Source organism: Marinobacter sp. AC-23 (assembly GCF_001858325.1).
GTDB lineage: Bacteria > Pseudomonadota > Gammaproteobacteria > Pseudomonadales > Oleiphilaceae > Marinobacter.
Window position 1 is genome coordinate 114206 of sequence record NZ_MBPP01000001.1, and the last position, 25022, is coordinate 139227.

The window sequence follows — 25022 nt, forward strand, 5'->3', positions numbered from 1 at the left end:
TCAATGGTTAATTGAGGACTTGGCGTATAAGCTTTCTACGTGGTAGATGGCCAACAGCGGATTACGACCTCAATGATTCTAATTCAGACCATTCTCGAAACAGTGCCAGAAAGTGAGTTGCTGGCTTCGCAGTCCATCGAAAATATTCGCAAAAAGTTCATACTCTTTAAAGCTGATGATGGTATTCGTGAGAGTTACATTTTTGGATACGAAAAAGATAATCCCAGCGATGAGTTTTTGCGAACTCGTATCTTTGGTATGCATTCATCATCCAATCAGAAAATGGAGACCCTTTACACACGAAATCTTATAGAGGCAAAAAAATTCTTCACTGAAAAACTTTCTCAGCTTCCATTGCTTGAAATTTCAACTCTTTATAAAAAGGCGACCCAGAAATTCAAGTTCAATCTTTATGAAATAAGCGATGAGATTGATGTATTTGTTACTTTCGAAACCATGAATAATCGAGGGAAAGTACTTACTAGTCTAGAGTTGTTGAAAAACCGTTTAATTTATCTCTCTACGCTTTTTAGGAATAACACAGGCAAAGATAAGCTCAGGTCAAATATCAACGATGCTTGGAAATCCATGTATGAATATCTAGGCAAGAATCCCGAAGTGTTGCTTAGTGATAGCCTGTTCCTTCGGAATCATTGGGTGATGTACTTTAAGTACTCCAGAAAAAAAGGTGATGACTACATAAGATTTCTTCTAGATGAGAAGTTTACCGCTCGTAACATCACAAATCCCAAGGGTGAGGAATATGAACTTAAGATCGAAGAAATATCTGATTATGTGAAGAGCCTTCAGCAGTCTATTGTATATTGGTTCTACATGCACAACCCTTTCTATGCTCAAACAGATCAGTTGATTGACTCCCAGAAACGTTGGCTCGACAGACTGGGGCGGCTCAGTTTTAGGTCTTTTAGGCCACTGATCCTGTCTGCATTTGTCTCGCGGCAAGATCCTCGAAAGATTTCCCAATTACTTGAACAGGCTGAAAGATATAACTTCGCCATATTCAACCTTAGTCAGCGGAGATCGAATACGGGGGATACTGAGTTCTTTGGCATGTCCCGAGAGTTATTGACAGGGCAGAAAACAATTGATGAAGTGATCGATTCTATTGAGCGCTGGGTCGACTGGTATTACGATCCGGACAAGTTTCTGAATCATATCAAAGACAAATATGAGCTAGAAAGGGATGGGTTTTATCACTGGGATGGCGTGCGCTATTTTCTGTATGAGCACGAGCAGTGGTTGAGAGAGAAAGGTAAACAGGCAACTAGCAAGCTCTCATGGGAAGCGCTAAAAACTAACAGAAGAGATCATGTGACGCTGGAGCATATTTTCCCGCAGACACCTGTCGATCCTTACTGGACGGAACGTTTTGATCACCTTAAAAGCGAGAAGCAGCGGTATCTGACACACTCACTAGGTAACCTGTTGCCGCTTTCGCGTTCCAAGAACTCATCACTACAAAATGACAGCTTCCCCAAGAAGGTTAACAACGGCAGCGGTGTCGGTTACTACAATGGTTCGGTATCAGAAAATGAGATTGCGCAATGCGAGGAGTGGACACCGACCAAAATCTACGAGCGTGGTTTGGATCTCCTCGCATTTATGGAGGACCGCTGGAACGTAAAGCTTGGTGATAAAGATTTTAAGAAACAACTGCTTCACGTTGTTGACATCGATCTGAACGCAGTTGAAAGCTTTCAAGAATCTGAACCTGATTCAAAACGTTTGCCTCAGTCAATTAGCAACGAGCTTTAAGGAATTTAGCCGATGAGCGAGTCTTTTTTCATTCAACTAAATTCGGAGGAGCTTGCGCTACTTATTGAGAATGCGCAAGGTCACGTTTGCTATGCCGCGCCCGGCATACAAATGAAACCTGCCCAAGCGTTGATTGACTTAGCCGGCCGTCTTGGGCCAGACCTGCTTTTGGTGTTTCTCGATGTGGATGAGAATGTAATTCGCATGGGTTATGGCGAGGTGGAGGCCATTGAGGCTATGCAAGAAGCTGGCATACGTGTTGAACATATTGCCGGCCTGCGAAGTGGTTTGATTGTTACCGATGGAAAGGGCTTCAGTTACACACCGACGGCGTTATTTTTGGAGCGTGAGGCCAGAGGTAATGAAGCGCTCAATGCTATGCGGCTGACCTCGGATCAAGTTGCCGAGGCGATGGCAAGACTTTCACCAGCTTCAAAGTCTATTGCTCTGGCGCAAGCGGACACCAGCGAGAAAAAGCAGACTATTCAAGATGCCACGAGCGAGACAAAGCCTGAGCCAGTAGATCAGAATGTTTTGAGCAATATTAGCGCCAAGCTAAAAGCGGCACCGCCTGCACAGTTTGATGTGGCGCGGCAAGTAAGGGTTTTCCAGCCTCATTTTCAATACATAGAGTTGACCCTGACAGGGGCTGCTATACAAAGGCATAAACTGGCCATTCCAAAATCCATTCAAAACATTGGTAGTGAAAAGGAGCTTGAGGGACGCCTAAAGACGACGTTCGATCTTATTGATAAGGATGCGAGCGTGTCTTCCACGGCATTGGACAGGGAGTTGCGGGAGATTCGCCATAATTTCACCCGATCCCTCGGCAAAAAGCATGGCCGTATTATTCGCAAGGCTACATTGCCAAAGCTGGAAGAGCGGCTTAATGAATTGCGAGTAAAAATTACAGAACATCAAAAGACAGTTAAGGAAAATCTCGAAGCAACATTGTCTAAATCCAAGTTTTTAATGGTCGCCTACTATCTGCCCATCGTCGTGCAGTACCCGCCTGACGAACTTTATGGGTTGTTCGGTAATCCATCTGAATCTGACATTCGGGATTGGCTGGAGGGTATGTTATCAAAAGCATTTCCGAAGCTAGATGACCTGGTTAATAACATGAAGCTGGAAGTGAATTATAAAGACGTAACGTTTGCCACTCTTAATAGAGATGATTTTTTAGAGAGCATTAAGTCCGCATACCCGGAGCTAAATTGGGAAAAGACGTACGAAGAGTTTCAGGCAGCCGGGGAATTCGTTGACGCAGAATCAAGTGAAGACAGAGCGTAGCGTCGCTGAATACACCTCTGCGACAGATATAAAATAGACGTTTGCTTGGGGATACGGCCTGGGCAAGGTAACGAGTGGAAATCTCATGATTACGACGATTCACATAGATAACTTTAAATCCCTAGTCGATTTCAGGGTAAATCTTGCCAAATTTAGTTGTCTAGTCGGCTTGAATGGTGCCGGTAAGTCAACGGTACTCCAAGCAATGGATTTTCTCTCACAGCTCATGCGTGGTGATTTGGACAGCTGGCTAAGCGAGCGGTCTTGGGAAAAAGCAGATTTGAACTCCAAGCTTTCCGCGCGTCTGAATATCGAATTTGAAGTTACCCTGCAGTTGGACTCCTTGGTCGAGTTTGTTTGGAGCGGCAGTGTTAACAGGAACTCTCTGCACTGCACAACTGAAGCTGTTCTGCTCAATGGGGAGCCACTGCTGAAGGTTCAGGAAGGCGAGTGTACCCTTCGCACAAATGGCGGTGGCAAGGCAGACAAGTTCAAAGTGGTTTTCGAGTATCAAGGATCCATTCTGTCTCAGCTTAAAGAAAGCCAAATCAAGGGCCCGTTGCTGGTATTGCGCAATGAACTGCTGAAAGTGCATTCGCTGGATCTGTTGTCTCCGGCGCAACTACGCATGAAAACCCGAAGTGCAGATGGTCAATTAGGGCTTGGCGGCCAGCGCCTATCGGCCTACTTACATGAGCTGGGTAAGGACAAGCGAGAAGCTCTCAAAAGTCGGCTGGCTGGTGTTTATGGGCAGCTCGAGAGCATCGACACCAAATCTCTGCGTTCTGGCTGGAAGCAGCTTGGCATTAAGGAGCGTTTTGGAAAGCAATTGCTGTCAACACCGGCAGAACACATCAACGATGGCATGCTGCGTTTGATGGCGGTTCTTTCGCAACTGGACTCAGACGAGCACTTCCTGATTTTTGATGAGATTGAAAACGGCATTAACCCAGAACTGGTCGAGTTTTTGGTGGATGCGCTGGTAGGCAGCAAACACCAAGTGTTGGTGACAACGCACAGCCCGCTGATCTTGAATTACCTGGAAGATGACATCGCCACAAAGGGTGTGATCTATCTCTACAAAACCCCTAAAGGCGCAACTCAGGCAATACCGTTGTTTTCGATCCCTTCCATGGCTGAAAAGCTTTCTGTGATGGGGCCGGGAGAAGTGTTTGTAGATACCCACCTATCTGAACTCGCTGTCGAGATCAGCGAAATGGAAGGTGCTAGGTAATGGTTCATTTGCTACTCAGTGGTGAGGGGCTGTCTGATATAGTGCGCTGCACAGCGGATACTGGGGACATTTGTCATTCGCAAAACTTTCAGCCTGGGCCTATGGCGTGGTTTGTTGACCAGTGGGTTGAGAAGGTTCTGGGATTTGAGTTCTCTCATATCGATTTTGATCAAGTGGGATTTGTCAGCGAGAAATCGTTGGGTAAGCACTGCAAAAAAACCAGCGGTGGCCGCAATATTCCCCTGCCGGGAAAGAAGACAGATCGTGAAACAGGCTATTTTAGTCGGAACGCCCGAGGCTTGGGCGAGCTAGCACAAAAGTTGGCTAGCGAGCTGCAGGGGACCGTGGTTGCTGTCTTGTTCCGGGATAGCGATGGTACGGCATCTGCCGGAAGAGGCACTCGACGCAAAAAAGTTCAATCGATGGAAAACGGTTTTCAGGATGCTGGCTTTGATTATGGTGTTCCTATGATGCCTGCCCCAAAATCGGAGGCGTGGCTTTTGTGTGCTGTAAAATCACCGTCTCCCTATCAATACTGCGATGCCCTTGAAAAGAACTCCGGAAACGATAAGGCCCCAAACCCACTGAAAGAACAATTAGAAACCGCGCTAGGAAAACACCCTTCAGCCGAAACGCTTTCAGAGATGGTTAAGGACAAACAGATTGATATCTCCCGAATTGATATGCCGTCTTTGCGCGAGTTTAAAGCTGCGCTTGAGGATGCGGTTGTGCGAGCGGCTGCAATCAGGCGCTGATTCGTCAGGACTAAGGGTTCACGCGCCATTGTGAAGTGAACTCAAAGCACAGTGTTGTCTCGCTCTTTACTGGAAAACTAAAACGATAAACAGGAAATAAACATGGAAGAAACAACCCCGGCGGTTGATGCCGTCGTCGTCGTCGTCACCCTTCTTATTTTCTTTACTCCGGTCGTGATCGCGTGGCTTTCCAGGCGTAGCCGAAACGCCATGAAGAAAAAGCTGGCTACGGCAATGGTGGCCTTGAAAGAGGCCAAAGAGAAGAGAAAAGAAGCCGAGCAATACAGCGCTGACCTCGATGCCAAGTACAAGCCAATTACCGACATGGAACAGCACGCGCGGCTGTTACTTGGTAAAGCAGAAATACAGGCACGGACGATCAAGAGTGACGCGGAGCGCGTGTACTCGGAAGCTGAGCAAAGGCTGGGGGCGGCAAAAGAGGAAGCCAGCCATATCAGTATTGAAGCAAAGGCAGCTCTCAAAGATGCAAAATTGAGAGCTGAACAGATTGAGGCCGACGGTCGAGGGGAGTCGGACAGGATGCTCGATTTTGCGAGGCGTCAGGCTGAGGAAGTGGCTGGGGATGCACTGGCTGCCAAGGGTAAGGCCGATCTGTATGAAGCCACGGTGGTGGCCATGCGCAATACCATTCAGGGGTATAAAGACGACTATATTATTCCAAACCATGCGGTTTTGGATGAGCTGGCGGACGAATACAGCCATAAGGAGGCGGGCGAGGAATTAAAACGGGCCCGAAAGCGCGTTCGGGATATGGTGAAAAACGGCTATGCCGGTGCTTGTGATTATGCGGAGGCGAACCGCCGGGCATTTGCGATCCACTTCGCGGTGGATGCCTTCAACGGTAAAGTTGATTCGGCCCTGGCCAAGGTAAAGCACGACAATTACGGCAAGATCAAACAGGAAGTTCTGGATGCCTTTGCTCTAGTTAATCATAACGGCATGCCCTTCCGAAATGCCCGGATTAATCAGGAATACCTTGAAGCCCGGTTGGACGAACTCCAATGGGCGGTTGCCACTCACGAGCTAAGACAGATTGAGCGGGAGGAACAACGGGCTATTCGGGAGCAAATGCGCGAGGAGGAAAAAGCTCGCCGTGAAATGGAAAAGGCCATTAAAGAGGCTGAAAAAGAAGAGCGTATGCTACAAAAAGCCTTGGAAGCCGCCCGAAAAGAATTGGCTTCTGCCCACGGTGAGCAGCGTGCTGAGTATGAGGCGAAACTTGCGGAACTGGAGATCAAATTGGGTGAAGCGGAGAGCAGGGGGCAGCGGGCGCTTTCAATGGCGCAGCAAACAAAACGTGGCCATGTTTATGTTATCAGCAACATCGGTAGTTTTGGTGAGAACGTTTTCAAAATTGGCATGACGCGCAGGCTGGAGCCCACAGACCGAGTGAAAGAGTTGGGCGACGCGTCCGTTCCATTTGATTTCGATGTCCACGCAATGATCTACAGTGACGACGCCCCAGCGTTGGAGAAAGCACTGCACCGTCGGTTTGATGATGCTTCTGTGAACAAGGTAAACCACCGCAAGGAATTCTTTAACCTGAATGTCGCAGAGATTCGACAAGCCGCGGAGCAGCAGGGCATGAATGAAATACACTGGACAATGAAAGCTGAGGCAGCGGAGTATCGGGAGTCTTTGAGCATTTCCAGAAAGCAGGTCACCGAAACTCCGGTTACAGCATGAGTAAAAACACGTCGTTTTAGTTATTGATCCGCTGTAGGCCATTGAGGTTGCGCTCGCAGTCTGGCGCGCTCAGCAACCTGTGGTAAATGCTAAGCTTTTGATTTAACCGATGTTTGGATAAGGCGCAGTAAATGGATTCAAAACAGCTCACCCAAGGGCTTCATCAGGCTTTTTTCTCCGAAAACCACCGCCTGGTGTTCTGGTACGACCCGGAGCAAAGCTTCACCGATGAGCTTTCACAGCTGGATTTGCCCGATGTTCAGCTACTGAATATGGCCGGTGCGTCTGCCCTGGCTGTAAAGCTGAAGCTTGAGCTGGAGGATCCAAAAGGCAAATACCTGCTGTATTTCCCGCAAGCAGAGCCTGAACCTGAGAACGACTGGCTGCTGGATATAAAGCTCTATTCCCGCAGCTTCTACGCCGATCGTATCTCCATCATCTTCAATGAACTGGGATTGCAGCAACAAAGCTTGCGAGCGCACCTTGCCAACCGTGAGAAGTTCTTGAGCAAGGGGCGGATCGCGGCACTCAAGCGGTTTATTCAACCGGACTTCAATGAGGAAGCGCTGGATCTGGCTATGATTGCGGTGGTTGTACGTGCTGAAAGCCCGGACATCGCCAATATTCTGTTTACCTTGGGTGATGAGCTGGCAAAAGCCGGTGAGGGCTTGGAGTGTACTTCTGCATCTCTTGTCGAGTTGCAGAAGTACGGTCTTGTGCCGCCTCTGGTGAGTGCTTTGCAGGGCGAAGTGGGTTATCCCGCCTCTACGGAAGAACTTAGCGGTGCGGCTGCGTTTAATTTCGGCAACTTCCTCATTCGCTTGCTGGCTACGGGTTACTGCGAGAGCATTTCAGATGTCCCAGGCTGGGCCAGCTCCGTTGCCATTTCTTCTGCCAATGCCAGGGCTACGTCCCGGGCCTTGTTGTCTCGCTGGCGTGATAGCTCTCGCTATTATCAGGCCTATGATGAGGTAGCTGGGTGGGTGGCTAACACCCTGAACATCAAGTCCCGCATTGCCGATCTTCCGATTGAAACTTTGACTAATGTGGCGACCTTTCAGGAAGCAGAAACTCAAATCATCGTGGATTTGGTTAAGGCAATTCCCGATGCCCGGCCAGCGGATTTCACTGTTTTCGCTCGTGTAATTTCAGAGCGCTTAGATGGTTATTGGGCCTCTCGTCATAAAGACGACGATACCCGTCGCAAGTACCGGCTGATCTATTCCGCGCTGTCTGCTGCCATCCAGTTATTTTCTCTGCGCCAGGCGCATAGCGCTGGCTTTCATTTCGCCAGTACCGAGGCGCTTTATAAAGCCTATGAAACCGATCTATACCAGTTTGATACCCAATACCGGCACTATTGTGCAGCCTCCCAAAAGGCCCATATCGAGCTGCTAAAACAGCTGGATGACGCGGTAGAGCAATGCTACGCCAACTGGTATCTGGATCAGCTGGCTCGCAACTGGGGCGACTTAGTTGAGTCTGAAAATCGTCTGGAGAATTGGTTTATTTCTGGCGTGCCCAATCAACAGAACTTTTACGAACATTGGGTGAAGGCCAAACAGGATAGCGCCCGCAGTAAACGCCAGGTGGTGATCATCAGCGATGCGTTCCGCTATGAGGCGGCGGTGGAGCTTCGGGATCGTATTAACCTGAAGCGATACAGTGAGGCCAAGTTATCCAGCCAGTTAGGCGTGGTGCCCAGTTATACCACTCTGGGCATGGCGGCTTTGCTGCCGCATCAAACGCTGGAGTACCGCGAAGGCGTGAGTGATGACGTATTTGTAGATGGAAAGTCCAGTAAAGGCAGCGCCAACCGCAGCAAGATTCTGGCGGGCTACAAGGGTATTGCCGTACAGGCAGACACCGTTAAGGCATGGAGCCGGGACGAAGGGCGGGAAGCGCTCAAGGATCAGCAGTTGGTGTATGTGTACCACAACGTGGTCGATGCTCGCGGTGATAGTGCGTCTACCGAGTCTGAGACTTTTGATGCGGTGGAATACGCGATTGAAGAGCTTACGGAACTGACGCGCAAGATTATGATGCACTTCAACACCACCACCGTGTTAATCACGGCAGACCACGGGTTCCTGTTCCAGCACAGCAAGTTGGAAGCCGCGGACAGAACCGCACTGGTCGATAAACCAGGCAATGCGCTGAAGAGCAAAAAGCGCTACGTGATTGGCCACGATCTGGCGGATGCGAAAGATGCCTGGTGCGGCTCTATCAAGCAAACGGCGGGCACAACTTCTGACACGCGATTCTGGATTCCCAAAGGCGCAAACCGTTTCCACTTTGTGGGCGGGGCGCGTTTTGTTCACGGCGGGGCCATGCCGCAGGAGATTGTGGTGCCGGTGCTGTCCGTTAAGCAGCTTCGGGGCGAAAAGGCCGAGAGCCGTTCCAAACGCAAGGCGGAGGTGATATCGCCAAAGCCGAGCCTGAAGATGGTGAACAATATCCAACGCTTTGATCTGATGCAGACAGAGGCGGTTAGCGATCAGGTGCTACCGGTTACCATTGCGGTGGGAATCTACGAGGGTGCCGAGCTGGTGTCCAGCGAAGAGGTAATCACCTTCGACAGTGCCTCGGAATCCATGGGCGAGCGTGTTAAGCCGGTGCGGTTGTCGCTGGCGGGAACAGACTTTGATCGTAAGCGTGATTACTTTCTTGTGCTGAAAGATAAAGACTTGAACACCGAAATTGAACGCTATCGGGTAGTGATCGATCTGGCTTTTACCGACGACTTTTTCTGAAGAGTATGAACGAATGAATGATTTAGCCGCGCAGGCCGACAAGGATCTCGATCAGTTACTCAATGACCATTTCGCGGGCCGTGTGGTGCGCAAGGATCTGACCAAGCAGATCAAGGAAGGCGCGAATGTGCCGGTGTACGTGCTGGAATATTTGCTGGGCATGTACTGCGCCTCGGATGACTCGGAAATCATTGAGACTGGCCTGGATAACGTCAAAAAGGTGCTGTCTGAAAACTACGTGCGCCCGGATGAAGCCGAGAAGGTGAAGTCACTGGTTCGGGAGCGGGGCAGCTACAAAGTGATCGATCGGGTTACCGTGCGCCTGAATGAGAAAAAGGATTGCTACGAGGCGGCGTTTTCCAATCTCGGTATCAAGGATGCGGAGATTGGTGCCGGTATTGTTAAGGAAAATGAGAAGCTGCTTGTTGGCGGTATCTGGGTAATCGCCACGCTTAGCTATTATTACGAAGAAGGACAAAAGGGCTCGCCGTTCGGTGTGAGCACCCTAAAGCCAATTCAAATGCCCAATATGAACATGGCTGAGTTGTTTGCGGGTCGTGCTGCCTTAACCGTAGACCAGTGGCGAGAAACCTTGATTCGTTCTATTGGTATGGAACCGGCGTCGTTGGATGAAACCGTGCAGTGGCACCTGCTGGCGCGGATGATTCCGTTTGTTGAGAACAACTATAACGTGTGTGAGTTAGGGCCAAGGGGCACGGGTAAGAGCCATATCTACAAGGAGTGCTCGCCCAATAGTATTCTTGTTTCGGGCGGCCAGACCACGGTTGCCAATCTGTTCTACAACATGAGCACCCGAAAAATGGGGCTGGTGGGGCTTTGGGATCTGGTCGCTTTTGATGAGGTTGCAGGTATTAACTTCGGCGACAAAGACGGCATCCAGATAATGAAGGATTACATGGCCTCGGGATCGTTTGCCCGTGGTCGAGAGCAGATGGAGGCGAATGCTTCCATGGTGTTTATTGGCAACATCAACCAGTCCGTTGAGTCGCTGGTGAAAACCAGCCATCTTCTGGCGCCGTTCCCTGCTGCGATGGTTGATTCTGCCTTCTTTGATCGTTTTCACGCCTATATCCCTGGTTGGGAAATTCCCAAAATGCGGCCGGAGTTCTTCACCAACCGCTATGGCTTGATCGTGGATTACCTGGCCGAGTTCTATCGGGAGATGCGCAAGCGCAGCTTTGCGGATGCGATAGACAAACATTTCAAGCTTGGCAGTGATCTGAACCAGCGTGATGTGATTGCGGTACGCAAAACGGTTTCCGGCCTGCTGAAGCTGCTGTACCCACACGGCGAGCTTGATAAAGAGGCCGTACGCCAGTGTTTGGAATATGCCTTGGAAGTTCGTCGCCGCGTTAAAGAGCAGCTCAAAAAAATTGGCGGCATGGAGTTCTATGATGTGCATTTTAGCTACATAGACAATGAAAGCCTGGAAGAGCATTTCGTGACGGTGAAAGAGCAGGGCGGTGGCAAGCTGATTCCTGAGGGGCCAAGCAAGCCGGGTGTGGTGCACTTGGTTGGTGTTAGCGCCAAAGGTGTGCCGAGCCTCTACCGCATCGAGCTGCAGGTAACCAAAGGCACTGGCAAACTTGCCACTTCAGGCTTATGGAGCATGCCTCCCCTGCGAGAACAGGTAAAAATGGCGTTTGATTATTTCAAAGCCAACATAACCCGGATCTCAGGTGCTTCCCGTGTGTTGGAGCACGACTTTCACCTTCACCTTGTGGATCTGCAAAACGGTGGCCCCATCCAATCACTGGCGCTACCCAGCATGGTCGCCTTTGCCTCTGGCATCATGTCGCGGCCAACACAGGCACAATCTGTGGTGCTTGGTGATATGAGTCTAGGCGGCAGCGTAAACCCTGTTCAAAGCCTTGCTGAGTGTCTGCAGGTGACTTTTGATGCAGGTGGCAAACGTGTGGCACTGCCTATTACTAGCGCCGCTGATATTCCTACTGTGCCAGGGGAGCTGTTTACTAAGTTTCAGACGAGTTTTTATGCCGACCCTGTGGATGCGGTGTTTAAGGCGTTGGGAGTTGATTGAGAAGATTGACCCTCGATCGAGTTTTTTGGAGTATCGCGCGTATTTATTAAGAATATTCGTAAATTATCGGCCGCGCTTATTCATTCATCTGGCTGCCGGTTAGTATCTCCGTATTTGTTTAATTGTCTTTGTATGGAATTTCTTACATAGAGTGCCGTGTTAGCGGGTGTCGGCTTACCCGGCGTAGGGGGAACCGTTGCCGGAACCCCGTTCTCGGTAACTGCTAGTTTCGAGGAACTTGATAAGCTGTTGTTTCTGTAGTCCAGCGACCATCAATTCCGCGCCCATTCAGCTGTACCAAATGGCCAGCATGCTCGAGTTGTTTATACATTCGTTGTCGTTTTTCCCTACCAATTCCAAATTCTTGTTGGATTTGGGTGGCCCGGACTTCCCAATCCTCCGGTAGGGAGAGGAAATATACGAGTAAACCGATGGTGTCGAGCGGTAATTGCGAATCCCTCAAGATAAAATTTGGGATCGACGCGTAATTGTCAGTTAATTTTTCTTTCTTGATCGCCATTGCTGCTGTACCTGAAGTTTGGATTTGTAAATAGGGCAGCTCCCTGGCTCCAATGCCAAAGATGCTCCCAATGCAGAGTGACCAAATTACTCAGTTACAAGCGGTTCGATTGACAACACGCAGACATGAAAATGGCTGCGTAATGTGTGACAAAAATAAAGAAAATGTATCCGAACGAGGAGAAAAAACGTTTTACGCCGATAGGGCGTGTTCTTGACACCATATCTTGGCCGGCTCGGCCAGGTTATGGCGACATAACCCCTAGTCGTGGCCGCCGCCCTTAAACAAAAGCGAACATTCGAATCAGGATCTTCTTCCGGAACTCCCAAGGGTAAGCCCCAAGCTTACAGCCCCCACAAGAAATCCGATGCCGTTTAACCGTTCAGAGTGTCTGTGTAGTGGTCAACTAATCCCGGACAGTATTTTAAGGTTTTCCTCTGCTGCAACGGGAGAAATGCCACCGTTGAACGTATGAGGTCTTTGCCGGTTGTAGTAGTCCATCAGATAGCCACCTACATCTTTTTTTGCCTCGGGGAGGTTCCGATATCCTAGGACCGGTATCCATTCAGATTTCAGGCTCCGGAACAGCCTCTCCATCGGTGCGTTGTCCCAGCAGTTACCACGTCGGCTCATGCTTTGTGTTATTCGATAGCGCCAGAGCCTCTGACGGAACTTACGGCTGGCATACTGGCTTCCCTGATCCGAGTGGAACATAACTTTCTCTGGCTGACCACGCTGTTCCCAGGCGTGATCCAGAGCTTTTACAACCAGGTCCGCATCCGGACTGGATGACATTGCCCAACCAACAACTCGCCGGGCGTACAGATCCAGTACCACAGCCAGATAGCTCCATCGCTGGCCGCTCCAGATGTACGTAATGTCACCGAAGCGGCCACTTTATGGTGTCAATCTCCGACCACAAGTATGGAGGCATGACCAGGGCGGGAGTAACGTAACCAGTCAATGTGTACGAAATCGTACATACGGTAACCTGGTGTGCGTACATTGAATTCTGAGGAGTTCTATCGTTCCGGATGCGGCCAAATGCGAGTGCGGTCTGGGCTGCAGCATCTTGGTGAGAGTATTCCTGAGCAGTATGGAAGTGCGGTGTTGCGGCTATTTTTTAGTTCGGTCGCAAGTTTAATCATTTTGACAACGACTTGTGACGCTGAATCTGCTTTTTTTCCTGATAACGTGAGAGCAGACACCACGTAGTCAGCAGAGCACCGCCTAAAATTCCGATGGCCATGCCAATGAGTGCTCCAACTTCGATGCTCATCATCGCTTCCTTAACGCCGGATGTTTTATCAATTGATTTACTCGGGATTTGAAATCATCAGGCTCAGTCATTTTGACAGCAACCTCCAACTTCGAGCTCAATAAAACTTTTGACCGTCTCGTATTGCTTCACACTAATTCCCCTGTGCAAACCAAGCTATCCGGTTGGCGAGGACGCCTAAAAAACTGTATATTATGACTGAATTGCTTCGATACAAAACAACAACTTACAAGCTTCACAAGAGCAAAACAAAATATACAGATGCTCATTTAAGTATTTGATTTTTAGAGTAAAAGTCTAACAATATCCGACGGTCTTGAAAACCGCCGAAGGTTTGTAGCCTTCCCGGGGTTCGAATCCCTGGCCCACCGCCATTTTTTCATAGAATTAATCAGTTACCTCTCTTCTTAAGATGCCCTTCATCACCAAGCTCGCTGTGAATCCAGCCCATTATATTTCGACTCACGATCTTCTTTCGTTGTTCTAGGCTTTAAATTTCATGCCTGATACCGATTGAGATACGGGTATTGTCGATCGCCAGCATCGAAAATTTGCTGTTACCACAAGCCTTGGCAAGGTAAACCATCGCAGAGGTTGGCGGCGCAGCATTTGGCTCAGCAGCGTTTGAAGGTGCTACTGAGCCTGGGGGTTAAAGGTTGCGACCGGGGTAGGTTTTATCTTTTTGCTCGTCCGCAAACTTCTGGCGAGCAGCCAACGTTTCTGGCTGGTTGTCCGGAGATTGCCATCCTTGCAGGTTCTCTTCTATCAGCTGTACCAATGCATCAATGTGGCCGGGCGTTGCATTCAGCGCAGTGATGTAGCTAAACCCTTCGCCACCTGCTTCCATAAAGTACCCGCGGTTTTCTTCATCAATTTCTTCGATGGTTTCCAGGCAATCAGATGAAAAGCCGGGGCAAAACACGTCAATTGACTTTATGCCTTGCCCAGGAAAGGCCTTAAGCGTTTCGTCGGTATAGGGTTTTAGCCATTCTTCCTTTCCAAAACGTGATTGAAAAGTGGTGATGTAATCCTCTTTTTTCAGCCCAAGCCGTTCTGCCAGAAATCGTGATGTTTTATGGCATTCGCAGTGGTACGGATCGCCCTTGGTGAGGTATTTCAGAGGCACGCCGTGGTAGGACAGCACCAGCTTTTGTTTGCGCCCATGGTTAGACCAGTGGCTTTCAATATGCTGAGCCATTGCCTCGATATAGGGCAGGTAATCAGGGTAGTGAGAGATAAAGCGTAAATCCGGCAGCCAGCGGCGCTTCGAGAAGTTTTTGGCAATTGCATCGAAGGTCGACGCCGATGTGGATGCAGAATATTGTGGATAAAGCGGCAACACCACCAGCTTCCTCACGCCTTGCTGGTGCATTTCATCGAGCACCCTGGGGATAGAGGGGTTTCCGTAGCGCATAGCAAAGCCAACGACCATGTCAGTGCCATACTTCTTTTTCAAAACCTCCTGAATACCTTGAGCCTGCTTTGCAGTATGAATCAGCAGTGGTGAGCCTTCGGGCTGCCATACACTTGCATAGGCCGCTGCGCTGCGCTTGGGCCGAATACGAAGAATGATGCCGTGGAGTATTAGCCACCACAGTGGCCGGGGCAGTTCGACGACTCTTGGGTCGGAGAGAAATTCCCCCAGATAACGCCGTAAAGCTGAAGGGGTAGGTGCATCCGGAGTGCCAAGGTTGGTTACCAGCACACCAATCCGCTCCGGCTGGTTGTGCCGGAAGTTCTTTGAACCTTTGTATTGCATGAGGGGATGGATCCTGAGCGTTGATCGTTTGAAGCGGAGCGATGATTACCGGTTGCCAGGCTGCTGCGCCATGCGTGGGGCAAGGCCGCTGATGTCGTATCCGGCCTCACGGGCTTTACCGAGGACATCCTCAGTTGGAGTGGTGCGGGCAGCATTCAGTGCCCAAAGCACCGTGCACCGTGTTCCGGAACGACAGAAAGCCAACACGGGCTTATCGGAATCCTGGATCATTGCTCCAAAACGATCAACGTCAGCATCCGACACATTCCCGGATTGGACCGGCATATATACCCAGGTCATGCCATTTTCCAGGGCGGCCGCTTCTATATCAGCCATGGCCGGCTGGCCAAACTCTTCCTGATCCGGGCGGTTGGCAACCAATGTTCTAAAGCCAAGCCTTGCCGCCTCTGCTACGTCTGCGTAGGTGATCTGGGGAGCGACAGAAATGGTGTCATCGATTTTTCGGATATCCATGGGCGTTTGTCTCCGGAATCGTTAAAAATATAACGCCATCATCTCATAGGTAATGAAGTCTGTCAGAACGATAAAATACGAATCGGCTCAGTCTTTTGCCGTTGTGCTCCACCCGTTATTCTGTGCATCAGTGCGAGCACCAGACCTTTTACGTTCGATCAGTTCGAGTATCCCCATAAAGCTCATCAAAGAATAAGCATATAGCTGGGTTTCAGAATGACAAAAAAAGCCCGGCAGGTATGCCGGGCAGAGGCGTGCGAGTAGTATCCATTTAAGACTTCCAGACAAACCGGCGTCAGCAGGGACTCCGGTATCGATAAGTATTGACTATATTTTGAACACTTCAAGTTTGTGGTGGTTTTGGTTAGCAATATTTTGTCATATGCAACGAACTTTTATACTAAAGGCCGTGGTTATGCGGCTTTCAGGCCCGCTGAATTTAGTTGCTACCTGTAATATAATGTCTGTTCAAGCGTATTTTCCCTCCCAGAGGTTGTTACATGTCAGATGAAAACGACAAAAAGCCGGAAAATGACCCGCAATTGGCCGGAAAAATAAAGGGTTCAGCTCGTCAGATCTGGCTTGCTGGCTTAGGTGCCTATACCAAGGCGGAAGAGGATACCGGCCGTTTTTTTGATCGCCTGGTTCAGGAAGGTGAACAGCTGGAAAACAAAACCCGTGGTGTGGTGGAGAAGCAGATCCGCTCGGTGGAAGATCGCGTTGAAGGCGTGCGTGATCGAGCAACCGGCACCTGGGACAGGCTTGAGCACCTGTTTGATGAGCGCGTGTCCGGAGCTTTGCGCCGGCTAGGCATTTATCGCCAGGAAGATATCGCGGCGCTTGAGAAAAGGGTAGCCGCATTGGAGGCAGAGCTTACAGCGATGAAGGATGGCAAAGGCCAAGACGAAGAGGAATAGCGGACAGCCAACGTTTGTTAGAGATAATCCCGGCTGATCAGCTTCGCCTGCTCCTGCACATCGGGCGCGAAATAGGGCAACATCAGATGCATCATTTGATAGACGCCTCGGCCGGGGTCAACGGACTCCCGATCATCAAGGTGAGAAAGCGTATCAAAAGCGCTCCAGTAACACGCAGTCAGGGTTAGCTGCTCACATAGCGCATTCAGATCTTCTCGCTCAATCGCCATCATGTTCTGCCGTCGAAAGCTTTCGCAGATACTCCCGAAGGCGGTTGTTTTCTTCTTTAAAATCCGCTTAAAGCGCACTTGTAAACGCTCATAACGAGACAGCACGTTTACCAGATCCTGGTACAAAAACCGGTACCTGGCCACCGTTTCAAACAACAGGTGCAGGAAAAAACTCTGCTGATCCAGGCTGACATCTACATCGTCGGGCACCGCAAGTAAGTCCAGCATTTCCGCTTCAAATGCTGTGAACAACTCTTCTACGATGTCGCCCTTGCTCTTGAAGTGGTAGTACAAATTGCCCGGGCTTATATCCAGTTCATCCGATATGAGCAGGGTTGTTACGTTAGGTTCGCCCTGACTGTTGAAAAGAGCCAGGCTGGTGTTGCGTATGCGATCCCGGGTTTTATTTTTGTCATAACGAGGCCGGTCAATCCCTAGAATTCAAAACTTGCCCAAACCGGGCAGTGGTCCGATGGCCGTTCCATCGCGCGAAAACCTAAGGACACACCCGCCTCACGTGCTTTTGCCAGCAGGCTGTCGTTCGCCATAATCAGATCAATTCGCAGCCCGCGCTTGGGGTCTTTATCAAAGCCCTTGCTACGATAATCAAACCAACTGAATGTTTGCGCATCTTCCGGATGAAGGTGCCGGAAAATATCCGTGTAACCTCGGCTTTCAATTTGCCCCAGCCATTCCCGCTCTTCTGGCAGGAAGGCGCATTTTCCTGTGCGCAACCAGCGCTTGGCGTTGTCTGCGCCTATGCCTACGTCTTTATCGGTGGGCGCAATGTTCATGTCGCCCATAACAAGCACATGGCCGCCCTGCGCTTTTAGCTCATCCAGGTAGGCCATCAGGTCGGCGTAAAACTTCTTTTTGGCAGGGAATTTCACCGGGTGGTCCCGGGCTTCGCCTTGAGGGAAGTAGCCATTGATAACCGTTAGCTTTTCACCGTTTACGGTGAACTGCCCGGTGATCAGGCGACGCTGAGCGTCTTCGGTATCTCCGGAGTATCCTTTGAAGACCTGCTCAGGCTCTGCGCGCGAAAGCAGCGCAACACCGTAGTGGGTTTTCTGGCCATGAAAGTGCGCGTGATAACCCAGCTCACGAATGGCCTCAATCGGAAACTCTTCGTCCCTTACCTTGGTTTCCTGAATGCCGATAACATCAGGACTGTGGCTTTCTATAAGGGCTTCAAGCTGGTGCAGGCGGGTACGGATACTGTTGGCATTAAAAGACACAAACATCATGGCTGTAAAAGTCTCCGGCGTTGGTTCCGGCAGGAGTTTAACACATTGAAACCGCCGTATTGCGTTCCCGAAGAGGACAGGTTACGGCGTTAGCGCACATTCCGGGTAGGTATTTACGGTGTAGCGGATAGTTGCGATGTAGTTCTGATCACTGTTCTCGCGCACGTTGGTAAGGCCGGAATAGGCTGTGAGTGCACCTTTGTTGTTGTAGCCGAGGATGATGGGGTCTACCAGGAATTTCAGCAAAACGCTGTCTGGGCGAATTTGCACCACGTGATCCGCGTTGACCACTTGGCTCTGGGCGGGTTCGAGGACAAAGGCGTAATCCGTTCCACGAGTCGGCGCCAAAAAACGGAATTTTACCGATTGCCCGCTAACAACCTTGCCCCAGTTCCGGCGCACAAAGTTATCAAAGCCCGCATCCACCACCAGGTTATCGGATACATCTACGCTCGAGCGCTCTTTATCTCCGGTGGGGCGCTGCCATAAAATCTCTGCTGCCTCGGCGCGCTTATAAGATATCTCCAGCGATTCGTTAAAATCTGATTGCTGGTAGCTTACCGTAGGGCGAATGTCAGACGACTGATAGCTCAGAGCCTTCTCGGCGAATGTTTCTTCGCCGCCTGCAGTTTGGCGGACGTAACTCACCCAATGCTCAAGTGGCCGGAAAACACCGTCAGTGCAGGCCCCCTCTACAGTATGTTGCTCCTCATAGAGTGTTTGCCCATCGGCGCCCTCAGCGGCTCCGGTAAACTTAAAAACCTCGGCAAATGCCGGCGCAGCCACCAGCAGAGCAACTGCTACAGACAATAAACACACAGAGCTTCGGTTCATGGTGCAAGTTCCGGGTAAAGTGATTTTCGGGCAAGCAGCAGAAGTGGGAAAACCACCAGCCAACCCAGTGCTAGCGCGACAAGTGACAGCCCCAGCGCGGGCAATTCAACAACACCGATTTTGCTGGCAGACCAATAGGCGAAAGAGCCGGCGAACGGCGCGAATAGACAGGCAAGCCAAAGCTTGCGACTGATCCAGTTCAAAGAGTGGCTTAGAGTGGTCATGAAAAGCGCCCAGATAGCCACCAGCCAGAGCGGGGTGATCAGCACCGCTCCGCTGCCGTCGTCGAGTATTCCCAGGCGAAACCAGAGCCCGTCGAGCAGCGAACCTACAACCGTTCCCAGCCCGATAAACTGAAGTTCTGCAACACGATTCTGGCTCACACATACAAAGTGAATGAGCAGAAACGCCAAAGCCAATGCCGGGCCAAGCAGGTCCGGGTATGCTACACAGGCGAACCAGCCGATTTGAAAGAGTATAAAATTCAGAACATTGCGGGCGGTTTCTGAAGTGATCATACGCTCAATATGTTCGTCCGCTTGTTTTCCGGCTTGGCGAAGACCAACTGTGATACGCCAATGGCGCGCTCACCGAACCCCGCTTCGCAATAAGCAAAATAGAAGTGCCAGAGTTTGCGGAACGCTTGGTCGTATCCAATGGACTCCAGCTTTTCACTGTTGGCCATAAAGCGGCTACACCAGTCGTTTAGCGTGCGGGCATAATGAAACCCGGCATCTTCTGAGTGAGTCAGAACCAGGTTTGATTGGCTGCGTACCGAATCCAGAATGGCACCGAACGACGGGATGAAACTCCCAGGAAAAATAAATCGCTGGATAAAGTCCACGTTTTTCAAGGCACGCTGGTAGCGCTGCTCCGGCATGTTAATAGCCTGAACCAGCGCCAAGCCGTCTGGTTTGAGCAGCGCGTTAATCTGGTTGAAGTAGCTGTTCAGAAACTGTGGCCCCACGGCCTCAATCATTTCGATGGAAACCAGTTTGTCGAACTGGCCTGCCAGATCCCGATAATCATCGAACAGCAGGGTAATTTTGTCTTCCAGGCCTTCACTGCGCACGCGCTGCTGAGCCAGCTCCAGCTGTTCTTTGGAAATTGTGGTGGTCGTTACGTGGCAGCCATAGTGTTTAGCGGCATGTATGGCAAAGCCGCCCCAACCGGTGCCTATCTCGATCACCCTGTCGCTTGGCTGTAGGTCCAGCTTCTGACAAATCGTCTCCAGCTTGTGAACAGCGGCTTCTTCAAGCGTTGATTCTGAACTGGGGTAGATAGCGGAGGAGTACATCATTGTGGAGTCGAGGAATGTCTCGAACAGATCGTTGCCCAGATCATAATGGGCGCTGATGTTTTTTCTGGAGCCGTCTTTGGTATTCCGATTAAGCCAGTGCAGCCCTTTCAACGCCGGCTTGGTGACCCAGCTAAACCGATCCTCAAACTCATTCATTCGGTCGATGTTGCGGGTAAAGAACCGAAGCAGGGCGACTAGGTCGGGTGATGACCAATCGCCGGCCACGTAGGCTTCGGCCGCGCCAACGCTGCCTCCAGTAAGCAGGTCCCGCCATGTACTTTGGTCATGAATAATCAGCTCTGCAGGTTGGTGCTCATCGCTACCATCACCAAACACCAAATCATCCATACCGGATTCACGGATAGTGAGAATGCCTGCTCCCAATTGCCGCAGCTGCTGGATAACCAGGTTTCGTGCTAACCGGCTAACGACTGAGGGGCTCTCCTGAGAATGGGTAATACCATTGGCCGATGTATTTAGGTTCTCCATGAGCTTACCTTTCCTCGAGTTTTGTGTGAGTCGTCTACGCTGGTTACATCTACGCCCTGGTCGTTGCTTCCTAGCCGGTGGGTAGGATCACTTTCGGCGAGTTTGTCCGGGTGGGTATAAAACGGGGCACCCTTGAGCTTCAGTTTGATGGCATGCCAGTAAATGCCGGCAGCAACCTTGAGCGCTTCTACGGGGAACTGGCGCAGGCTTTTATGAAGAGTTTTACGTGTAAGAGGGGTTCTCTGGACTACAAGCGTGGCATCAAAGTGTTTCTTTCCTTCTTCCAACACGTTCATGTGGATTCTCAAGTCCGGCCCCCGAAAGCTGAACGTCCACTCGTAGTGTTGCGCCATCCCATTGAAGGGCGAAACATGAAAGCGTTTGGTAAACCCGAACTGTTCGGTACGCCAGCCCGACGCGTTGGCTTCGCTACCCGTGGTTTCAAGGCAATAGACATGGCGTTCATGCCAGGGAGTGTTGGTGATCTGCGCCACGATCACGGCAGGAACGTCGCCATTGGCGCCGTTTTCACCCAGGCGGTAACAGAAGTAAAAGCTCACCGGATTGAATACATAGCCGGCGTAGCGAGGGTGGGTGATCAACTCCACAGCACCGTCTGGGCGCCAGCCGGTTGCGGTTTCAACCTGTTCCCGCACTGCCTCTGACAGAGCACCAGCTTCGGGCCGGAAATAGTCTTTGCGCTTCAGTGACATCCAGTTGAAGCGCTCCAGAGAAAAGAACGGGCTTACGCTGGCAACCTGATGCCATTCGTCTGTATCCAGCGCCAGCATGCCTGTGTGGTATTCAAACTCGTGCCGAACCGGATACAAGCGCCGGTGCCGGATTGAGCCTTGTAACCATTGGCTGCCCATTGCTAGAGCTCCACGCCAAAATCACGGGTTACCCTAAGGGCACTGCACACGCCATCTTCATGGAAACCATTGAACCAGTACGCCCCGCAATAATGCGTTCGGTTTTTGTTGCCGATTTCCTGGTAGCGTTCCTGAGCTTCAACTGCCGCAAGGGTGAACACGGGATGAGCGTAGCTGAAACGCTTGATTACCTTGTCTGGCGCAATGTCGTGGCTGCGGTTCAGGGTAACGCAAAACGTTTCCGGTGCATTGTGGAAGTTCTGCAAAGTATTCATGTTGTAGGTGACAGAAACTGGCTCGGTGCTGTGGGCCGGGATAAAATAATTCCACGCAGCCCAGGCTCTGCGGTTTTCTGGCAGTACACTGCTATCTGTGTGCAGTAACACATCGTTTTGTTGATAGGGGATGGCGCCCAAAATGTCGCGCTCCTTATCGCTGGGATCGGTGAGCGTAGCCAGAGCTTGATCACTGTGGCAGCCAAAAATCACCTGGTCGAACTCGTGAGTTTGATCTTGGGTTTTCACCGTAACGCCACGCTCATGTCGGCTCACAGCTTGCACTGGCGTATTCAGGTGGGTGCAGCCCCCCAGGCGCTCCATCATGGCCTTTACGTATTGGGCAGAGCCGCCTGAAATGACGCGCCAAGTGGGGCGGTCGTCAACAGATAGCATGCCGTGATTATTGAAAAACTGTAGGAAAAAACGTATCGGGAACTGCTCGAGCACGATTTCCGGCGCCGACCATATAGCTGCGCCCATAGGCACAATATAGTTATTCCGAAAGTACCGGGAATACCCATTGCGGTTCAGGTACTCGCCCAATGTTTCAGTGTTTGTAATCCTGCCGTCAGCCATGTCTGCGCGGGACTCTTTATTAAACCGCAAAATCTCCCGCACCATGTTCAGGAAGGGCAGGTTCAACAGGTTTTTGCGCTGGGCAAACAAGGTGTTCAGGCTGGTTCCGTTGTATTGCAAGCCGGTGGTGCTGCTATCCACACTAAAGCTCATGTCACTGACTTCTGAAGGCACGCCCAAGCGCTCCATCAAGCGCATGAAGTTTGGGTAGGTCCAATCGTTGAACACAATAAAGCCGGTGTTTACCGGCCAGATGCGCCCGCCTGCTTTCACATACTCCGTGTTGGTATGGCCACCGGCGTAATCGCCGGCTTCAAAGATTTCGACATCGTGGTTCTCTGCCAGAAGCCAAGCAGCTGTGAGGCCGGATACACCGGCGCCTATCACAGCAATACGCTGACGTTCGTTGCTCATTACTTGGTTTCCTGTTCGGTGGTGCTTTTGCGAGCCATGGAGGCGGCCATGCGATCAATCAGCGACTGAGGCAGGGCACTCAGGCATTTCATAATCCACGTAAAGCGTTTTGGGAAGGCGATTTCATTGTGGCCATTGGCAAGGCCGCTGATGATGCGTTCGGCCGCAGCATCCGCAGTTACCAGAAACGGCATCGGGAAATCGTTGCGCTCGGTCAGTGGCGTTTTCACAAACCCAGGTGAAACAAGAACCACCTCAATGCCTTCGGCCGCCAGGTCCGCCCGCAAACTGTGTGCAAAGTAGGCCAGTGCTGCTTTGGAAGCGCCGTAGCCTTCTGCGCGGGCGAAGGGGAACCACCAGGCGGAGGAGCCGACAATTACCAGTGTGGCAGGCAATCCTTTGGCGCGGGTGCGGCGCAAGGCGGGCAGGGCGATCTCAACACAGCGAGCTGTACCGATCACGTTGGTTTGAATGTTCTTTTCGATCACATCACTGCTGTAATCAGCGATGTCGAGATACTCGCAGGTACCGGCGTTGAGAATGGCCATATTCAAATTGCCGTGGGATTCCAGTATGGGCGCAATCGAGTGCAGATTTTCCTTGCTGGTTGTGTCCGCCACGGCAGGTGTAATGCGCTCCGGTGCAAGGGCTGATATCTGGGTAAGTGGCTCCGGCCGGCGCCCTGTCAAAACCAGTTTATGTCCGCCCTTTACCAGGGCACGGGCAACAGATTCGCCAATGCCTGAGCTGGCGCCGGTAATCCAGATATTGGATGCGGTAGCAAGGCGTTCACTCATCCTGCATACCCCTTTACCCAGCGAACAATGCCGCCGAGCACCGGCAGGTTTTCATACAACAGTTGGCCGGCATCAAAGTAGTCTCGGTGGTAACAGATTTTTCCGTCTTTCACGACCACATGGCTGATGCCCTCTACGTGTATCTCGCGCCCGCCACGAATGCGTTGGTGGCGTAGGTGCATGACCCAGGGAATAGCAGCACTACTGTTTTGTACTACCGCATCCTCGAAGTCAAAGTGACAGGCAAGAACGTTAGCGTATGCTCCGGCAAAATAACGCGTTAGAGCATCCAGACCTTTTACCGTGCCAAGTGGATCCTGAAACTGGATGTCCTCGCTATACACGTCGGGTAATTTGTTGAGATTGCCTTTGTCCAGCTCGTTAAACAGGCACCTGAATCTTTCCAGTGTGCCGGGCACAGCACAATGTGAGTGGCCCACTTCAATCGTTGGGACGACTGTCATTTTTGCGCCCTCCTTGTTTGGTCACGTTGACGGGTTTCGTCCTGAATGCGCTGAGGTATCGGGTTCAGCTCCCAAATGACGCCTAACTTTGATAGCACCCAGAGCCCGTACCAGGTCACATCGATCTCGTACCAGCGGAACCCTTGGCGAACAGACTGGGGCCAGCGATGGTGGTTGTTATGCCAGCCCTCGCCCAGCGTTAACAAAGCAAGCCAGAAGTTGTTGCGACTGTCATCGGAGGTCTCAAACCTGCGCTTACCCCACACATGGGAAAGTGAGTTTATAGAAACTGTTGCGTGGAATAGCGCTACGGTGGAAATGAAAAACCCCCACACCAGCATTTGTAATCCGTTAGTGCCAAGCCCTGGCGCCCAAACTGCGAGCGCTTCTCCCAGGCCATAAATCAAGCCAGCTGCTGCAGCCGGAACCAGCGCATCAAACCGATTAAGAAGCTTAAGCTCAGGAAACTTTAGCCAGTCACGTATGCGTTTTTCATCGGTAACAAAGCCCGCATCGCAGGTAAACCAACCCATGTGCGACCACCAGAAGCCTCCCTGGTGAGGCGAGTGTAAATCCTGCTCTTTGTCTGAGTGCTGGTGATGATGCCGGTGGTGTGCAGCCCACCATAGTGGCCCACGCTGAGCTGCGCTGGCGCCAAGTACCCCAAACGCGAACTGCGCGGGGCGGCTGGTTTTAAACGTCTTGTGCGCAAAGTACCGGTGGTACAATCCGGTAATGGCAAACATCCTTACCCAAAAAAAGATTAAGGCGAACCCGGCTGCAAACCCACTTACGCCAGTATAAAAGGCCAACAAACATGCCAGATGCAGCGCCAGAAACGGAATGACGCGCACAATGTTAAAGGAGCGGGAGGTTGTATCTATGTGATCCGAACCGGCATCGGAATCGAACCATCTCAGAATATTGATAAACAAGTTTTGCACTCGGGTCATACCCTGATTGCCCTTTTTCTCTGAATTGAACCTGGGGAG

Annotated in this window: 21 protein-coding genes and 1 pseudogene; 8 read left to right on the forward strand and 14 right to left on the reverse strand. The window is 51.0% G+C overall.

Annotation, left to right across the window (positions count from 1 at the left end):
* Window positions 1-39 precede the first annotated feature (39 nt).
* From BCA33_RS00495 to brxL, 7 genes are all read left to right on the forward strand, one after another.
* Window positions 40-1776 (forward strand): DUF262 domain-containing protein, encoded by a 1737-nt coding sequence (locus BCA33_RS00495; protein WP_302848205.1) that lies wholly within the window; start codon window positions 40-42, stop codon window positions 1774-1776.
* A 12-nt stretch (window positions 1777-1788) separates the two neighbouring features.
* A complete protein-coding gene (locus tag BCA33_RS00500) occupies window positions 1789-3069 on the forward strand; it encodes a hypothetical protein (protein WP_071262848.1) in 1281 nt (426 codons plus the stop codon).
* An 85-nt stretch (window positions 3070-3154) separates the two neighbouring features.
* Window positions 3155-4303, forward strand: coding sequence for an AAA family ATPase (locus tag BCA33_RS00505; RefSeq protein WP_071262850.1), 1149 nt, complete (start codon window positions 3155-3157; stop codon window positions 4301-4303).
* Window positions 4303-5058 carry a hypothetical protein gene (locus tag BCA33_RS00510; RefSeq protein ID WP_071262851.1) on the forward strand — a complete coding sequence of 252 codons (756 nt, stop codon included), beginning with the start codon at window positions 4303-4305 and terminating at the stop codon, window positions 5056-5058. The genes BCA33_RS00505 and BCA33_RS00510 overlap by 1 nt, the downstream gene beginning before the upstream one ends.
* A 102-nt stretch (window positions 5059-5160) precedes the next feature.
* Window positions 5161-6765 carry a DUF4041 domain-containing protein gene (locus BCA33_RS00515; RefSeq protein ID WP_071262852.1) on the forward strand — a complete coding sequence of 535 codons (1605 nt, stop codon included), beginning with the start codon at window positions 5161-5163 and terminating at the stop codon, window positions 6763-6765.
* 131 nt (window positions 6766-6896) lie between these two features.
* Window positions 6897-9518 (forward strand): BREX-1 system phosphatase PglZ type A, encoded by a 2622-nt coding sequence (gene pglZ, locus BCA33_RS00520; RefSeq protein WP_071262853.1) that lies wholly within the window; start codon window positions 6897-6899, stop codon window positions 9516-9518.
* 13 nt (window positions 9519-9531) lie between these two features.
* Window positions 9532-11580, forward strand: coding sequence for a protease Lon-related BREX system protein BrxL (gene brxL / locus BCA33_RS00525; RefSeq protein ID WP_071262854.1), 2049 nt, complete (start codon window positions 9532-9534; stop codon window positions 11578-11580).
* A gap of 223 nt (window positions 11581-11803) precedes the next feature.
* On the opposite strand, the gene BCA33_RS00530 is transcribed toward brxL, so the two are convergent.
* The 4 genes and pseudogenes from BCA33_RS00530 to BCA33_RS00545 form a co-directional block, all read right to left on the reverse strand.
* On the reverse strand, window positions 11804-12100 hold the full coding sequence (locus tag BCA33_RS00530; protein WP_071262855.1) for a hypothetical protein: 297 nt from the start codon (window positions 12098-12100) through the stop codon (window positions 11804-11806).
* Window positions 12101-12502: 402 nt separating this feature from the next.
* Window positions 12503-12985: pseudogene (locus BCA33_RS00535) on the reverse strand (IS3 family transposase); the annotation flags it as partial.
* A gap of 1043 nt (window positions 12986-14028) precedes the next feature.
* Window positions 14029-15138: a ferrochelatase gene (hemH, locus tag BCA33_RS00540; protein ID WP_071262857.1), complete on the reverse strand. Its 1110-nt coding sequence runs from the start codon at window positions 15136-15138 to the stop codon at window positions 14029-14031.
* Window positions 15139-15183: 45 nt separating this feature from the next.
* Window positions 15184-15612, reverse strand: coding sequence for a TIGR01244 family sulfur transferase (locus BCA33_RS00545; protein ID WP_071262858.1), 429 nt, complete (start codon window positions 15610-15612; stop codon window positions 15184-15186).
* Between the two features lie 500 nt (window positions 15613-16112).
* Between BCA33_RS00545 and BCA33_RS00550 the strand changes: the two genes are divergently transcribed.
* Window positions 16113-16529 (forward strand): phasin family protein, encoded by a 417-nt coding sequence (locus BCA33_RS00550; protein ID WP_071262859.1) that lies wholly within the window; start codon window positions 16113-16115, stop codon window positions 16527-16529.
* Between the two features lie 17 nt (window positions 16530-16546).
* Here BCA33_RS00550 and BCA33_RS00555 read toward each other — a convergent pair whose 3' ends face one another.
* The 10 genes from BCA33_RS00555 to BCA33_RS00600 form a co-directional block, all read right to left on the reverse strand.
* Entirely contained in the window at window positions 16547-17191 is a 645-nt protein-coding gene (locus BCA33_RS00555; RefSeq protein ID WP_071262860.1) for a TetR/AcrR family transcriptional regulator, read from the reverse strand.
* Between the two features lie 2 nt (window positions 17192-17193).
* Window positions 17194-18006, reverse strand: coding sequence for an exodeoxyribonuclease III (gene xthA, locus BCA33_RS00560; protein WP_071262861.1), 813 nt, complete (start codon window positions 18004-18006; stop codon window positions 17194-17196).
* Between the two features lie 81 nt (window positions 18007-18087).
* Complete coding sequence (locus BCA33_RS00565; RefSeq protein ID WP_071262862.1) at window positions 18088-18840, reverse strand: hypothetical protein; 753 nt, start codon at window positions 18838-18840, stop codon at window positions 18088-18090.
* Window positions 18837-19358 (reverse strand): DUF2878 domain-containing protein, encoded by a 522-nt coding sequence (locus BCA33_RS00570; RefSeq protein WP_071262864.1) that lies wholly within the window; start codon window positions 19356-19358, stop codon window positions 18837-18839. Before BCA33_RS00570 ends, BCA33_RS00565 begins: the two co-directional genes overlap by 4 nt.
* Window positions 19355-20629, reverse strand: coding sequence for a cyclopropane-fatty-acyl-phospholipid synthase family protein (locus tag BCA33_RS00575; RefSeq protein WP_071262865.1), 1275 nt, complete (start codon window positions 20627-20629; stop codon window positions 19355-19357). Before BCA33_RS00575 ends, BCA33_RS00570 begins: the two co-directional genes overlap by 4 nt.
* Complete coding sequence (locus tag BCA33_RS00580) at window positions 20617-21501, reverse strand: DUF1365 domain-containing protein (protein ID WP_071262867.1); 885 nt, start codon at window positions 21499-21501, stop codon at window positions 20617-20619. Before BCA33_RS00580 ends, BCA33_RS00575 begins: the two co-directional genes overlap by 13 nt.
* Before the next feature lie 2 nt (window positions 21502-21503).
* Window positions 21504-22769 carry an NAD(P)/FAD-dependent oxidoreductase gene (locus tag BCA33_RS00585; protein ID WP_071262869.1) on the reverse strand — a complete coding sequence of 422 codons (1266 nt, stop codon included), beginning with the start codon at window positions 22767-22769 and terminating at the stop codon, window positions 21504-21506.
* Window positions 22769-23566, reverse strand: a complete 798-nt coding sequence (locus BCA33_RS00590) for an SDR family oxidoreductase (RefSeq protein ID WP_071262871.1) — start codon at window positions 23564-23566, stop codon at window positions 22769-22771. The genes BCA33_RS00585 and BCA33_RS00590 overlap by 1 nt, the downstream gene beginning before the upstream one ends.
* Window positions 23563-24030, reverse strand: a complete 468-nt coding sequence (locus BCA33_RS00595) for a nuclear transport factor 2 family protein (protein WP_071262872.1) — start codon at window positions 24028-24030, stop codon at window positions 23563-23565. Before BCA33_RS00595 ends, BCA33_RS00590 begins: the two co-directional genes overlap by 4 nt.
* Window positions 24027-24983, reverse strand: a complete 957-nt coding sequence (locus BCA33_RS00600) for an acyl-CoA desaturase (RefSeq protein ID WP_071262874.1) — start codon at window positions 24981-24983, stop codon at window positions 24027-24029. Before BCA33_RS00600 ends, BCA33_RS00595 begins: the two co-directional genes overlap by 4 nt.
* Window positions 24984-25022: the final 39 nt, after the last annotated feature.